This window comes from Bradyrhizobium sp. AZCC 1610 (genome assembly GCF_036924515.1).
Lineage (GTDB): Bacteria > Pseudomonadota > Alphaproteobacteria > Rhizobiales > Xanthobacteraceae > Bradyrhizobium.
This window is the reverse complement of record NZ_JAZHRR010000001.1, coordinates 1,416,057-1,431,445: the sequence shown is the minus strand read 5'-3', so window position 1 is coordinate 1,431,445 and position 15,389 is coordinate 1,416,057. Positions and strand designations below refer to the sequence as shown.

The following is a 15,389-nucleotide window of genomic DNA, read 5'->3' as shown; positions in this document are numbered from 1 at the left end:
GCATGCCAAATGAAGCTTCTTGGCATTCCGTCACAACATGTATAAACTTTTATGCACAATTAAGATGCTAAGTGATCTATTTCATAGCGACCTAGAACATCCGGAAGCAATCTATCGATAGTCATAGAGTGTAATCACCATAGTCATTGGACGTAATGTAAAGGGGCGCGTTATGTCGGTCCCATTTAAGAAGACAGTTTTCCTTGTAGACGCGATGGCCTTCAGACGAGCTCGCGCAGAGAGCTTCTTAAGTCCGTGGGCCCGTAACGAAAGCGTCGAATTGATTTCGCTCGACCCCGACGAAGCCCACACAAGACTTGTCCAGCGCGCCGTATGCGACATGCTGATTTACAGCGTCGGCGCTCCCTCGCCCCATGAGGTCTTCGCCGAGATACAGGTATTGCACACGCTTCGGCGTGACGCAGCGCTCGCCATCGTCTCCGACGATGAAAATCCCTCCACCGTTCTCGCCGCAATGCGTTGCGGGGCCCAAGGTTACTTCAGCAATTCCATGGTACCCGAGCTTGCGTTGCAGGCCCTTTCGTTCGTGCTTCACGGCGGCACTTATTTTCCGCCAAGCGCCATCATGGCCAGCCAGACCTTCAGCGCTTCGCCGCCCATCGAATATAGACTGCCCGATCTTTCCCCGGAGCAACCGCTTCCGGGGCCTGAACTCCAGATGCAGGCACCACCTCTCGGGCCGGACGACGGCCTTTACGAGCAGCAAGTCTCCCTTTTCGACGGCAAGGCGGCTACCAGCGTGCTGCGCGACCATGGCTTCAACGGTTCGAACGGCTCCAACGGCGCGCGGCACGCGCCCGAGTTTACCGAGCGGCAGTACGCCGTTCTTGCTTGTCTCTGCCAGGGCGACCCCAACAAGGTGATCGGTCGCAAGCTCGGCATGACCGAAACGACCGTGAAAGTCCATGTCCGCGAAATCATGCGCAAGCTGGGCGTAAGCAACCGGACCCAGGTCGCGATCGCCGCGGCGCACGTCTGCTCGGAAAGCGCCATCGAACTGGTTCCCGTGGATTCATCCATGACAGTCAAGCCGTCGATATCTCACTAGCGATGAATTTTCGGCACTGCGTCCCGCAGCGCCATTGCGCCATCCCTGCGGAACTGAATCAGCACCCGGTGGGTTCCACAATGAGCGCGTTGGAGAAGCCCCCGGATCATTGGTGCTAATCCTTCCGATACATCGATCCAGGGAAGACCGGGTACCGCAGAGGCTTTCGCACTCCCGCTTGTTCCCACGTCCTCGCTCCCGCCACGATTCACGGTAGGGACAGGGGTTCCGAAAGAGGACCGGGCCGGGCGGCGGCCAATGGCGCGCCTGCGGCCCATCGATCACCCGCATCGATGACAAGGCAGGCCGCGCGAAGACCTTCGGCAAGGCGCGCGCGACGGCTCCGCAAGGATGCGCCGGGCTGCTTCAATTTCCACCATTTCCGGCGGTCTTTCAGGGAGCGCATCGCTGCGGAAAGCGGCAGCATCCCATTGCAATCCCGCTGTATATGATTATCGTCATATAACAGCGACCGAAACAGGAGAACCCGCGATGTCCGCAAGCCCCGATCCCGTCGTCATCCTTTCCGCCGCACGCACGCCGCTTGGCCGGTTCATGGGCGAGTTGTCCCCCTTCAGCGCGCACAGGCTCGGTGCGCACGTGATCGGCGCCGCGCTGGCGCGGGCGAAACTCGCGCCGGAACGCGTTGACGAGGTCTTCATGGGCAATGTGCTGCCGGCCGGACAGGGTCAGGCGCCGGCGCGACAGGCCGCGCGCGGCGCCGGACTGCCCGACTCCACCGGCGCCACCACCGTCAACAAGGTCTGCGGTTCCGGCATGAAAGCCACCATGCTGGCGCACGACATCATCAATGCGGGCTCAGCCGGAATCGTGCTGTCCGGCGGCATGGAGAGCATGAGCAACGCCCCCTATTTGCTGGCCAAGGCGCGGGGCGGCTATCGCGCCGGCCATGACCGGATCATCGATCACATGATGATGGACGGGCTGGAAGACGCCTACGAGACCGGCCGCTCGATGGGCGACTTCGGCGAGGCCACCGCGGAGGCCTATCAGTTCACCCGCAAGGACCAGGACGCCTATGCCATGGAGACGCTGACCCGGGCGCGCAAGGCGGTCGAGGGCGGCGCGTTCAGGGCGGAGATCGCGCCGGTCACACTCACTGAAAAGGCCGGTCCGCGCGTCGTCGCCGATGACGAACATCCGCTCAAGGTGGACCCTGGCAAGATTCCCGGATTGAAGCCCGCGTTCCGCGCCAACGGTACCATCACGCCGGCCGCCTCCTCCGCCAATGCCGACGGCGCCGCGGCGCTCATTCTCGCCAAGCGTTCGCTCGCCGACCGCGACGGCTTGCCGGTGCTGGCCGAGATCAAGGGCCACGCCACCCACAGCCAGGAGCCGCAATGGTTCACCACCGCGCCGATCCCCGCCATCCGCAAGCTGCTCGACAAGGTCGGCTGGAGCGTCAGCGACGTTGACCTGTTCGAGATCAACGAAGCATTCGCGGTGGTGGCGATGGCGGCGCAGAAGGATCTCGGCATCGCCAGAGAAAAACTCAAAGTCAATGGCGGCGCCTGCGCACTCGGTCACCCGATCGGCGCCACCGGCGCGCGATTGATCGTGACGCTGCTGCATGCGCTGGAAGCGCGGAACCTGAAACGCGGCATCGCTGCGCTCTGCATCGGTGGCGGTGAGGCGACCGCCATCGCCATCGAGCGTTCCGTTCGCTGATCGGGCGACTGAACGCCATGCGGGCGGCATGAACGGTGTCGCTCGGTGCCAGGGCTGGAGAAAAAATGGCCGCGGCCTCGCGTGCTAGGCTCTCTTCGGGTGTAAGGTCAAAACCGAGCGCATCTCGGCCTGTACGCGCATTGCCTCCTCGATGGCGGCCACCAGCGCCGTCTGGTCGAACGGCTTGGAAATGCGCAGCAGATGAGGCTGCGTGGAGCCTGGAAGCTCGGCATATCCTGTGCAGAGCACTACGGGCGTGCCGGGACGCTCGGCGGCCACTGCCTCGGCAAGCTCAAGCCCGTTCATTCCCGTCATGGCGTAATCGGTCACCACGATATCGATCTTCGGCATTCGGGGCAGCAGCCGGACTGCCTCCTCGCCGGAGCGCGCCTCGATCACGGCGTGGCCGAGATCATCGAGCATCGCAGCGATGCTGTCGAGAACAAGAAGGTCATCATCGACGACCAACACGGAGATGGGTCGACCGCTGCGGGATGCGGAGCGCGACGGCTCAGCCGCCTGGGGCACCGGCACCTTTTCGTCCCGACAGGCGGGCAGCCAGATCTCGGCCGTGGTCCCTTCGCCGATGTGGCTCTTCAGCAGCAACACGCCTCCGGACTGTTCGGCCAACCCTTTCACCATCGAGAGGCCGAGACCTGTTCCCTTGCCAACACCCTTGGACGTGAAGAACGGCTCCTGCGCATGCTTCAGCGTCTCCTCGTCCATGCCGTAGCCGGTGTCGCTGACCGAGAGCGCGACGTATCGTCCCTCCGCAAGGCCGTCGATGGCATGCTCTTCGCGTGCGGCGATGCTGATCACCCCGCCGCCCGCCGTTATCGCATCCCGCGCATTGACGGCGAGGTTGAGGATCGCGAGCTCCAGCTGGTTGGCATCGACCTTCACATTTGCGAGTTCGATCGGAAAACGGGTCTCGACCCGGATGCCCGGATCAAACTTCAAGAGAGCTGCCATTCCGCGCACCAGCTCCGGGACATTCACGACGACGGGCTTGAGGTCCTGCTTGCGCGCGAATGCAAGCATGCGCTGGGTCAGCGAGGCACCCCGGAGGGCACCCTGGATCGCGTTGTCGAGGAGCCGGTGAATCCTGGGATCTTCCGGCTGGAGGCGCTTCTTCGCGAGTTCGAGGCTGCCCAGGATCACGGCGAGCAGGTTGTTGAAGTCGTGGGCCACGCCGCCGGTAAGCTGTCCGATAGTCTCCATCTTCTGCGATATCGCGAGCGCGTCGCGCGTGCGCTCCAGCGCTTCCTGGTCTCGGCGGCGTTCCGTCACGTCCCGAACGATCTTGGCGAAGCCTATGGTCTCGCCCCGCTCGTTTCGCACCACGCGAATCGTCGTCTCGGCCCAGAAGCGGCTGCCGTCCTTGCGAACGCGCCAGCCTTCGCCTGTCGACTTGCCTTCCCGCTTTGCGTCCTGAAGCACGGCATCAGGAATTCCGGAGTCGCGCTCCTCGTCGGTGTGAAGGATGGCGTAGTGCGTCCCGACGATCTCGTCGCCGTAGCCGATCAGCCGGCGCGCGCCGAGATTCCAGTTCGCCACCCGTCCCTCGGGGTCGAGCATGAAGATGGCGTGATCGGCCACACCCTCCACCAGCAGCCGGAATTTCTCCTCGCTTCGCCTGAGCGCCTCGGCTTCGCGACCAGCTCGTTCTGCCGAGGACCGGTCGTACACGGCCGCAGCAAGCCCCGTCATAAGGACGACAATCGTGGTGCCGGCGATCAGGAACGCGAGGGGCGCTTGTCCCACCGAGCCGTGTGCTGCGGCGCCAAGGACGACATCCGCGGGAACGAAGGAGGAGCCCCGCATGGCTGCGTAGTGCATCCCGGAAATCGCCACGCCCATGACGGCTCCCGCCGATATGCGCTCGAGCACGCTCGTCATGTGAAAAGCGAGGCGCAGCGCTATGATGGACGCTCCGATCGCAATGGCGATGGAAAGCACGACCCAAACGGGATCGTAGTGGATGGAAGCCGCCATCCGCATGGCGCTCATGCCGGTGTAGTGCATGCCGGAAATTGCGAGCCCCATTCCAATGCCGGAAACGACGAGCGCGTTCGACCGCCGACTTACGACGACGAATGCGGCTGCCGCGACCAGGATGGGAATGGCAAGCGAGAGGAGCGTGAGGAGCGGATCGTAGGAAATATCCACGCCGGGCAGGCTAAAGGCCAGCATGGCCACGAAATGCATCGACCAGATGCCGCCGCCCATGGCGACTGCCGCAGCCCCGAGCCAGCCCAGGCTGGCGGAACCTGAAGCGGCCCGCATGCGAGTCGCGAGATCCAGTGCCGTATACGAGGATAGCGCGGCGATCAGGACCGACAGCGCGACAAGAACGGGGTCATGGGAGCCTGGATGGTGATGCATTCCGTCGACGACGCAGTGAGAACATCTGAATAGCACCGTTTTTCCAACAGTGCATTGTTCCGGTGCCGAATATTTGAAGAGTTCAGCGAAAAGCCGGGCCGGGCCGGGAGGGATCGAAACCTCCGAATGGCGGAATCCAAAACCGCTTGGCTATTCAACGATTTCAAGGGGCATTTGAAAAAATGCCAAAAATGCCCCTAACATTTTCAATAGCTTGGCACTTTGCCCCTAAGCCAGCCAGCCGCGACCACCGGGGATTGCAGGTGCAATTTGGCGCACGACCGGTAGGACTTCCCGTCTGGTCGTCCTGCCCTGCGAGCAACGGGAACATCGCCATGCCGGTGCGCATTGAGGGATTCTCAGAATACGTCGATGGAGAGCCGCCCATGACCAAAGCAACGTTGAACAGAGCAATGCTGAACAGTCTCGCAACCGGATGCGCCGCCCTGGCACTCACCCTAACTATGGTTCCGGCCACGGCTCAGGAGGCCGGGCGAACCAGGGTCGGCACGCTCACTTGCAACATATCGCCCGGCGTCGGCCTCGTCGTCGGGGGACAGCGGCAACTGAGCTGCATCTATGCATCGGCGAGAGGCAGGGCGCGCGAGGCTTATGAAGGCACCGTTAGCACGCTTGGCCTCGACATCGGTGCCACGTCCGGCGGCCAGCTGGCCTGGGCCATTTTTGCGCCGACCACGCTGCGCCAGGCGGCGTTGGCGGGAACCTATACGGGTGCAACCGCCGGCGGCACGGTCGGCGCCGGAGCGAGCGCCAACGTCCTGGTCGGAGGCTCGGACCGCACGGTTATCATGCAGCCGGTGTCCGTGCAGGCGCAGACGGGCGTGAACATTGCGGCGGGCGTATCCACACTGGAACTGCGGCCGGCCGCTGCCCCCACAGGTCGCAGAGCCAAGTAACGACGCCATCACCGGCGAGTTAAAGCAGAACTGGCAGCATCCACAGTTATTGCCGGCAAGCCTTGGCTGTTAAGCCTTGGGTGTAAGCCTTGGGTGGCCATGCCTGCCTCTCGGTCCTCATGAGCATGTCCACCGTTGGCCGTGCCCAGCAGCGGCGCTGTGCCGGCGAAGCGACGATGCGGCGCATCGCGACTTCAAGCCGGCTCGGGCAAGACGTCATCATGTTTGCATGCGACGGCAGTCGGGCTGATCGGCCCAGAGGATGAGCTTTCGTGACTGATGCGAGGACATGATCCGCAAGAAGTAAAGTTGGGCACTCTGCACACGAACTTAGGATTCTGCGCGGACGTCAAACAGTCGTCCTCCGTCACGAGGCGCGAAACAGCCGCGCGATCTCCGCAGTCCATCAAATCAAGGGGTGTGGTCGAGGTCGAGGCATTCCGCAACACGAAAACGAGCAGCCAACTTATCCGCACTGCGGCTCTGCGAAGAAACAGTCCCTTCGGTCTGGCGTAATCGTCATCGCCCTCGGCCGATGAGCCTTTCGAGATTTCCGGAACTGCCCCGTGGGAAACGGCGTGCATCGCATCGTACATGTAACGCTCCTGCTTCGTTGAGCGTGCGCACGATGAAATCAGGATGTCGCAGAACTTTGCCGACCGCTGCCGGGAATTGTCGCGATCTGTCTCAGGAATGCTGCCTTGCATAGTTCGCGACAGTTGCGGCCTAGGTGATGGCCACCGCTCCTGTCATCCGCTCTTCAATGACCTTGCTCGCAATGCGGCTTCTTAAGTTGCATCAAGTCTGAACAGGCATGCGGGTCTGCGACAATTTGCGACAAAGATGGCGCACCGGGACAACGTTCTGCGACAGCTTGGGCCTAAATTATTTCAGCCAGATCGGGGAATCATGCACATGAGGCCGGTTCCCGCTCGGATCGGCCGGCATCGGCATCGGGATCCTGCGATCCCGATCCGATGCCGCGACGCTGTCAGTGCAGCCAGCCACAAGCATTTGATTTCAGTCGATCATACGCGGCCGATACATTTGGTTACACTTTTCCGATGGGTTGGGTGCAGGACTTCAGTATGATCCGGGACGGAGCAAACTAGATGGACTCGGCACCTCACATCGCCGTCGTGGACGATCATCGCGATATTCGCGATCTGGTCGGCAAATACTTGATGCAGCATGGCTACCGCATCAGCCTTGCGGAGAGCGCTGTTGCACTCCGCCGTTTGCTCGAACGAAGTGCTCTGGACCTGGTGGTTCTTGACATCATGATGCCGGGCGAGGACGGACTGTCCCTGTGCCGCCATCTGCGCAGCACCACCGACCTTCCCGTTATCCTGTTGACTGCGATGGCTGAGGAGACCGATCGAATCGTCGGCCTGGAAGTAGGTGCCGATGACTATGTGAGCAAGCCATTCAATCCCCGCGAACTTCTCGCCCGTATCAAAGCAGTGCTTCGACGAGTCCAAAGCCTGCCGCCGCAAAAGGGCCGGCTCGCGACCAAGGTCGTGCGCTTCGATCGGTGGACCTTCGAGGTCAGCCGGCGCGAGTTGGTTGGACACGACGGCGTCGCAGTACCGCTCAGCACGGCGGAGTTCCGCCTCTTGTGCGCATTTCTCGATCATCCGGGCCTGGTCCTCAGCCGCAATCAGCTCCTTGACCTGACGGTCGGCCGAGATGCCGATCCATTCGACAGGAGCATTGACAATCAAGTCAGCCGCTTGCGGAAGAAGATCGAGGCTGATCCGAAAGTACCAGCATTGATCAAGACTCACTGGGGCGGTGGATACAGCCTCGCCGCGCAGGTCGAGCAGCCATGATGAGCTTGTGGAAGCGCAGTCTTGCAGCCCGCTTCATCTGTTTCACACTGCTGTCTTTGATGCTGTCACAAGCAATCGTGTTCTTCATTTCGTGGGATGAGCACGGGCAGACGATTCGGAAGACCGCCAAGGGCGAGATACTCAGCCGGTGCGCCTCGCTCGCCCGGGTCTTGGAGGCGACGCCTCCGGCGCTTCAAACCGATATCCTTAACGCCAGCAACACCAGTACGGCGAGATATTGGATATCGACCAACGGTCTGAAGGATGCCTCCGCGTGGCGAGAGGAAGCATGGGAGCGTTTGGCTCAGCCATTGCCGCGCGTGTCCTTTCCCGGCCATACCGTACCCGCTGAGGCGAGACCGGATTTCGCCCGAAATAATGCCAGCAGCGATAGCGCCACCTCCTCGCAGTGGATCGATTTAAAGCCGGAAGCTTGGCCGCTGTCTCGACCAGCGAAATTTCTTTATCTCGATGACTCCACCGGCATGGGCTTGGCCGTTCGGTTGGCGAACGGTGCATGGCTGAACACTGCATTTGCCAAACCCGCGCAAGACGGCTTCTGGACCTCCAAATCCACCTTGGCACTCGGCCTCTCCGCGTTGTCGTTGTCGATCATTGCCGTATTCGCCGCTCGAGGCATCGCCCAACCATTGCGCCGCCTGGCCGTAGCGGCCGAAGCCCTCGGCCGTGGTCAGGAGGTCGTACCGCTGCCGGAAACCGGCCCCGACGATATCCGACGCACCGCCGAGGCATTCAATCGCATGCAAGCGCGCCTGCATCGTTTCGTCGACGACCGCACCAAAATGCTGGCCGCGATCGGCCATGATCTGCGCACACCTCTGACCTCGCTCCGCCTGCGTGCGGAATTCGTGCCCGACGATGACGTCCGCGAGAAAATGCTCTCCACAATTACCGAGATCCAAACGATGACAGAGGCGACTCTCGCATTCGCTCGCGAAGACGCAACCGCCGAAAACACGCGGACCGTGGACCTCTCGGCTCTCGTGGAAAGTCTCTGCGACGATCTCGCCGAACTCGGTTATGACGTCTCTTTCTCCGAGGGACAGAAGATCAGCTACAGCTGCCGACCGGACGCACTGCGCCGCGCGTGCCGCAACCTCGTCGAAAATGCCATCCGGTATGGCGAGCGAGCGCGCGTCAGCGTGGAAAGGCAAGCGGATAGTGTCGAAATCACCGTCTCGGACGACGGCCCCGGTATTCCAGACGATGCCAAAGAGCAGGTTTTTACGCCATTTTTCCGGATGGAGAATTCGCGGAACCGCGAAACTGGAGGCGTAGGTCTCGGCCTTTCCATTGCCCGGACCATTGTCCGCCACCACGGCGGCGATATGATCTTAACCAACAAGCAGAAGGGGCTACAGGCGACCATTAGCCTGCCAGCGCTGGACGGCGGGCCGCCTCCTCCCATCAGCCGCCCGGTCGCAGGAGCAAAGGACGTTACCAACGCTCTCGAATCGGCAAAACCCTCGTCGGTGGCCACGATCTTGCCGCGCGCGTCGAAATCATATTGATCACCCAGCAGACCGCCGATGCGCGAAAGGCCGGAGAGATAGAACGCGCGTCAGTTGTTATGGACGCTGGCCTTCGCTTTGCACTCAAAGCGGACGCGCAGGAGCAGTGACCTCTTATGCACTTTTCTCACAATCGGCAGCTGCCAGGTCGGCTTCTGCTTCGCTCGCTATGCCTCCCAGATCAAGCATGGATCGTTGCAAATCGGCCGTCTAGACGCCCTGTTCACAAGAACCTTGTCTAACGGGCAAGCGTATTCTTGTAGATATTTCCGTCTTTCATGATGATCTTGAAATTGTTAGCGGGGTCGGCAATGAGGCCGATATTGTCCAACGGATTACCGTCGACGAGCAGCAGATCGGCGAGTGCGCCCTGTTCCACGACGCCGAGTTTGCCGGGATAAGGATTCCGCTTGCCGGACAGCGCCAGCAGTTCGGCGTTTGTCGATGTCGCCATGATCAGCGCTTCGGCGGGGGTGTACCAGCGAGCGAGCGAGGCCAGGATTGCCCCTTGTTGGCGTGCCAGCGCGGCAGAGAATAGGACGTCAGTGCCCCACGCCGTCTTGATCTTGTACTTCTTCGCCAATTCGTAGGACCTTGCTATGCCGGGCCAGACCTCATCCGCCTTGGCTCGCTGGACGGAGCCCACAGGAAAGCCCAGCCTCAAGTCCTCGGGGAGAGGCTGCATGCTCAGCCAAACGCCCTTCTCGGCCATCAGTTTGGCTGTTGCTTCGTCCATCAGGAAGCCGTGTTCGATACACTTCACGCCAGCCGCAATAGCTCCCCGGATCGCCGCTGAGGTAAAGGCATGCGCGGCGACGTACGTGCCCCAATTCTCGGCCGCTTCAACCGCGGCGCGCAGTTCGGGTTCGGTGAAGGTGGTCACGTCGATCGGACTGAAGGGTGACGACACTCCGCCGCCCGCCGTCAACTTGACTTGGGAGGCGCCCTGCATGAGCTGTTCGCGGGCGCGCACGCGCACCTCGTCGGGGCTGTCCGCAACCATTGCGCCGCCGGTCTGCTCCATGCGGGTGAGCATGCCGCCGATCGTCCGCGGCAGGTCAGTGAGCTGGCGGAAATCCCCATGCCCGCTCGTGACAGTAATGACGGCGCCGGACGGATAAATGCGTGGGCCCTTGACGATGCCCTCGTCGATGGCGCTCTTGAGACCGAACGCCGGTCCCCCCAGGTCGCGAACGGTAGTGAAGCCGCGCATCAGGGTGTCTGTCGCCTCGGCACCAGCCAGGAGATTGTTGTAGCCGACGTCACCGAACGACTGTGCTGGTGTGACCCGGATCAACATCGCATGCCAATGGTTGTCGATCAGGCCGGGCATCAGTGTGCGTCCACCGCCAGCAATGATGCGTGTATCGGCGCGGCGATCGACCGCAATTGGGGCCGTCGAGATGCGTTCGATAATATTGCCTCTGGTTAGGACATTGGACGGAGCCGAGAGCGCGACGCTTTTTCCATCAAAGATGCGAACGTTCTCGAAAAGCGTGACGCCGGATTGATCCTGTGCGCCACTTGGTTGACAGAAACCAATCGACAGGGCCGAAAGCAGCGATGAAAATGCGGCTTGTCGAAACTTTTTGCTCATTTCGCGCGCCTCTCTGTTTCCGCCCGAAGTTCAAAGCCTATGATGGTTGGCGTGATCTTTTGCATCTGTTGAAGAAAACGCCCCAAGATGCGTAGGCATTTTCGCTCGAGCGAATGTCGCAGGCAGGGTCGCTTATGAAATCAACTCAATCTCGTCACACATTTCCTACGCCCCGATCCAAACCTAGCGATGAATATATCGCCTTCCGACAACTCGGCCGGATCGCTCGTCGATCGTTAGTCGCAAAAGGTCGCGCCCACGGCGCGTTTCGCCGCTAACAATCCAATGTCGTCCTCGCATACTCGCACTTCTCACGCGATCGATACCGTTTCGTTGAGCGATGCGTATTGCCTCACGCCGATCGATTCCACGCGATCTTCGGTCGATGCGGACGCCGTCACGATCGATCGTCACGCTTTGTGCCAGTGCTGTCGAGACAGTCGGCATGGTGGGCGCGCAAAGACAAAGAACTAAGATGATAAGAGCAAGGTGGTTGGCCTTTCTCATAACGGCGTCCTCTACGTAATCTAACGTGTGTGGCACATCCTTACAGTGCGATAGCGCAGGTCTTCGATCGCCGGAAATTCATCAAACGAAACCGGTAAAATCGAGGGCAGCGCTTCTAGCTGGTGAATACCAACTATAGCGTGTACTCTTGGCCAATCAAACGACAGGTAACCTGACACAATGGAAGGCAGCGTCTGGTCGACATTCCTCAAGGCATCGCCGGCGCTTACTGGACTAGCGTTGATCGCTGCTTCAGCACCCTCCCTTGCCGACAATAGTCCCGCCCTAAATGGAGTGGACATCAGGAGCTTGTGGCGAGCCGTCGCTGATCTACGGCCTCTCCTCTTTGCCCGCCCATGTCCGCTTTGGGTCTTGGGACGTCCACCTCAGCCGTAGCAGGTCCGCGCTGCGCCGTGAGCCGCCGTTGCCGGCAAACGGATGCAGTCTTCAAGCAATAGCTTGATCAGCCGCAATTCCAGATCGGCCCGATCGGCGTCCGCGTCCAGCAAGGGCCGAAGCTGCCGCCATTGTACCGACCGCCGTAAAAGCCAGGCCGGCCGAAATAGTGCCAATCGCCGTCGTACCCGTAATAACTTGGGATTGGATCGATATACCAGGGACGCCGGTTGCGGCGCGCCATGCACAAAACCGAAGCTTTCTGGGCGTAAGCTGGCAGGCTGTTATTCGGTGGCTGATGATAGCCCGGCAGAAAGCCGTAGCCGTGCCAGCGTGGCGCCGGCCGTTTATGAGCTGGCGCAGCTTGCGCGATGACTGGCAGCAGCGACAGGACGATAGCAATCGACAGAAACACGATGCGCGACATAAGCACACCATAGACGGTCGACTGTAGGGAGGCGATTCAAATCTGAGCGCACAGTCCAGCGCAACTGCAGCTGCAGACCTGGCTGTTCGGCAAGCAGAGGCCGACGATCGACGGTAGCGCCAACCTGACCTCGGCCGAATGACGGCAATCCTGGCGGCTCAATGCAGCCGCCCGGCCTCTAGTAATTGCTCGCCGTCAACGCGTTCGGGATGCCGTCGATCGGGCATTCGTCGGTGCCTGCGGTCGAGCGAGTCATTGCCTCGACCATCTCACGCGTGCCCTCCGGATCGGCGACCCACTTCTTGTAGAAGTCATAGGGGCAGGACGCGACGCCTTGCGCGCCTTCGCCGGAATTGATCATGCCGGTGTAGCCGCGATGCAGCAGCTTGAAGAGGTGGTTCTGCGACTGGCCGTTGCGGCGCGCATCGCGGATCAGGCTCTTCGACAGTCCGGCGTACTGGATGCCGTACTCCTCCTCGCCGGTCTCGCCCAGCGTGCGGCCGTCGAAGCCGATGATCGCGGAGTGGCCGAAATAGGAATAGACGCCGTCGAAGCCGGCGGCGTTGGCGACGGCGACATAGACATTGTTGGCCCAGGCCATCGCCTTGGAAATCAGGATCTGCTGTTCCTTGGCCGGATACATGTAGCCCTGGCAGCGCACGATCAGCTCGGCGCCCTTCATGGCGCAGTCGCGCCAGATCTCCGGAAAATTGCCGTCGTCGCAGATGATCAGGCTGACCTTCAGCCCCTTCGGTCCCTCGGAGACATAGGTGCAATTGCCGGGATACCAGCCTTCCATCGGCACCCACGGCATGATCTTGCGGTACTTCTGAACGATCACGCCCTGGTCGTTCATCAGGATCAGGGTGTTGTACGGCGCCTTGTGCGGATGCTCCTCATGACGCTCGCCGGTGAGCGAGAATACGCCCCAGACTTTTGCCTTGCGACAGGCTTCGGCGAAGATGTCGGTCTCAGGCCCCGGGACCTGCGAAGCGGTCTCGTACATCTCCTTGGAGTCGTACATGATGCCGTGGGTGGAATATTCCGGGAAGATCACGAGATCCATGCCCGGCAATCCGGACTTCATTCCGACCAGCATGTCGGCGATCTTACGGGCGTTGTCGAGCACTTCGGCCTTGGTGTGCAGGCGCGGCATTTTGTAGTTGACGACTGCGACGCCGACTGTGTCGTTGCTTGAGGAAATGTCACCGTGAAGCATTGGGATCGCCTCTTGTTCTGGTTGGAGTTTGTCGTCGCGAAAAATCGCGCCTCAGTGGCTGATCATCCAGGGCCGCGCGGTCGGAAAGCTCTTGGCGCCGCTCCTTGTCTGCTTCACCAAACGCGACGGCTTCTTGGATGAACAGCAGCCGCAGCCGGGACCGTGCGAAGCCTTGTATTCGCCGAGCGTTTTCGGCGCGTTGGCGCTGCGCTCGTTGGTAGCATGCGCCTTGCGCTTGTCGGAGGGCATGCAGAAGAATGCCGGCGCGGTCAGGATCACGCGCGGCGCCTCATTGTCGCAGCGCGGACAATCCTGCGGGTCGTCGCATTCGGCCATCGGCCGCATGTCCGTGAACGGGCCGCAATCGTTGCAGAGATATTCGTAGACGGGCATCTGGTTTCCTTGCGCGATGGTTGGAAGATCACGACGTCGGATGCGGGGCGGCCGGCACGCTTAAGCCGTCCCGCATCCTTCTCGCGCAGGGATCACTTGTCCGGCGAGATCGGCATCTGGATGTCGCCCGTGATGTGTTTGATCGGTCCGGCCGACGATGGCATGATGTCGAAGTCGAATATCTCCGTCGGCAGCCACAGCGTGGCGCAGGCGTTCGGCACATCGACGACGCCGGAGATGTGGCCCTGGCACGGCGCGGTGCCGAGGATCGAATAGGCCTGCGCGCCGGAATAGCCGAACTTCTTTAAGTACTCGATCGCGTTCAGGCAGGCCTGCCGGTAGGCGATGTGGACGTCGAGGTAATGCTGCTTGCCGGCCTCGTCGACCGAGATGCCCTCGAAGATCAGATAGTCCTTGTAGTTCGGCGTGATCGGCGATGGCTTGAACACCGGATTCTTGATGCCGTATTTGGCGACGCCGTCCTTGATGATGTCGACCTTGAGATGCAGCCAGCCGGCCATTTCGATCGCGCCGCAGAAGGTGATCTCGCCGTCGCCCTGGCTGAAATGCAGGTCGCCCATCGAGAGGCCGCCGCCCGGCACATAGACCGGGAAGAAGATTCTTGAGCCGCGCGACAAATCCTTGATGTCGCAATTGCCGCCATGCTCGCGCGGCGGCACGGTGCGCGCGCCCTCCGCGCCGACCTTGGCCTTGGCATCGCCCTTGGCGCGACCGGCGTGGGCGGTCGCGGCAAATGGCGGATTGGCGAGGCCCGGCACGCGGGTCGGGTTGGTCGCGATCAGCGCGGTCTCGCGCTCGTTCCAGGTCGCGAGCAATTTCGGATCGGGCAGACAGCCGATCAGACCGGGGTGGATCAGGCCGGCAAAATTCACGCCGGGCACGTGGCGCGACGATGTGTAAAGACCTTTGATGTCCCAGATCGACTTCTGCGCCAGCGGAAAGTGATCGGTCAGGAAGCCGCCGCCATTTTGTTTGGAGAAGAAGCCGTTGAAGCCCCAGAGGCTCTCCTTCAGCGGACCGACGTCGAGCAAATCGACCACCAGCAAATCGCCGGGCTCGGCGCCCTTGACGCCGATCGGGCCGGACAGGAAGTGCACGATCGACAGATCGATGTCGCGCACGTCGTCGGCGGAGTCGTTGTTCTTGATGAAGCCGCCGGTCCAGTCATAGGTCTCGATGATGAAATCGTCGCCCGGATTGACCCACGAAACCATCGGAATGTCGGGATGCCAGCGGTTGTGGATCATGTCGTTGTCGTAGGCCGACTTCGAAAGGTCGACCTTGATCAGTGTCTCGGGCATCGATAGCTCCCCTTTTTAAACAGCACAGGTTGCGATTTGTTTTGAGCATGATCTTTTCGGAAAGCCGCTTCACACTTTGCGCTAACGCGGCCCTCCGGGTCCGG

At 61.2% G+C, this 15,389-nt stretch carries 11 protein-coding genes; 5 read left to right on the top strand and 6 right to left on the bottom strand.

Translation table 11 applies throughout. From position 1 onward, the window contains the following. The first annotated feature begins 280 nt into the window (after window positions 1-280). Window positions 281-1,069, top strand: coding sequence for a response regulator transcription factor (locus V1279_RS07050; RefSeq protein ID WP_334433781.1), 789 nt, complete (start codon window positions 281-283; stop codon window positions 1,067-1,069). 492 nt (window positions 1,070-1,561) lie between these two features. Next, window positions 1,562-2,758, top strand: a complete 1,197-nt coding sequence (locus V1279_RS07045; protein WP_334433779.1) for an acetyl-CoA C-acyltransferase — start codon at window positions 1,562-1,564, stop codon at window positions 2,756-2,758. Window positions 2,759-2,842: 84 nt separating this feature from the next. Here the strand turns inward: V1279_RS07045 and V1279_RS07040 are convergent, their stop codons facing one another. Beyond that, on the bottom strand, window positions 2,843-5,143 hold the full coding sequence (locus tag V1279_RS07040; RefSeq protein ID WP_442894737.1) for an MHYT domain-containing protein: 2,301 nt from the start codon (window positions 5,141-5,143) through the stop codon (window positions 2,843-2,845). 386 nt (window positions 5,144-5,529) lie between these two features. On the opposite strand from V1279_RS07040, the gene V1279_RS07035 reads away from it, so the two are divergent. From V1279_RS07035 to V1279_RS07025, 3 genes are all read left to right on the top strand, one after another. Next, a complete protein-coding gene (locus V1279_RS07035; protein ID WP_334433775.1) occupies window positions 5,530-6,060 on the top strand; it encodes a DUF992 domain-containing protein in 531 nt (176 codons plus the stop codon). A 1,112-nt stretch (window positions 6,061-7,172) separates the two neighbouring features. Further along, window positions 7,173-7,892: a response regulator gene (locus V1279_RS07030; protein WP_334433773.1), complete on the top strand. Its 720-nt coding sequence runs from the start codon at window positions 7,173-7,175 to the stop codon at window positions 7,890-7,892. Continuing rightward, complete coding sequence (locus V1279_RS07025) at window positions 7,889-9,424, top strand: sensor histidine kinase (RefSeq protein ID WP_334433771.1); 1,536 nt, start codon at window positions 7,889-7,891, stop codon at window positions 9,422-9,424. Before V1279_RS07030 ends, V1279_RS07025 begins: the two co-directional genes overlap by 4 nt. A 238-nt stretch (window positions 9,425-9,662) precedes the next feature. On the opposite strand, the gene V1279_RS07020 is transcribed toward V1279_RS07025, so the two are convergent. From V1279_RS07020 to fmdA, 5 genes are all read right to left on the bottom strand, one after another. Beyond that, on the bottom strand, window positions 9,663-11,021 hold the full coding sequence (locus tag V1279_RS07020; RefSeq protein ID WP_334433769.1) for a metal-dependent hydrolase family protein: 1,359 nt from the start codon (window positions 11,019-11,021) through the stop codon (window positions 9,663-9,665). 970 nt (window positions 11,022-11,991) lie between these two features. Beyond that, window positions 11,992-12,351, bottom strand: coding sequence for a hypothetical protein (locus tag V1279_RS07015; protein ID WP_334433767.1), 360 nt, complete (start codon window positions 12,349-12,351; stop codon window positions 11,992-11,994). A gap of 178 nt (window positions 12,352-12,529) precedes the next feature. Next, the gene (locus V1279_RS07010; RefSeq protein ID WP_334433765.1) at window positions 12,530-13,570 is read right to left on the bottom strand and encodes an aliphatic amidase; all 1,041 of its coding nucleotides are present in this window, start codon (window positions 13,568-13,570) and stop codon (window positions 12,530-12,532) included. Between the two features lie 51 nt (window positions 13,571-13,621). Next, a complete protein-coding gene (locus V1279_RS07005; protein ID WP_334433763.1) occupies window positions 13,622-13,963 on the bottom strand; it encodes an FmdB family zinc ribbon protein in 342 nt (113 codons plus the stop codon). A gap of 92 nt (window positions 13,964-14,055) precedes the next feature. After that, window positions 14,056-15,285: a formamidase gene (gene fmdA, locus V1279_RS07000; RefSeq protein ID WP_334433761.1), complete on the bottom strand. Its 1,230-nt coding sequence runs from the start codon at window positions 15,283-15,285 to the stop codon at window positions 14,056-14,058. Window positions 15,286-15,389 lie beyond the last annotated feature (104 nt).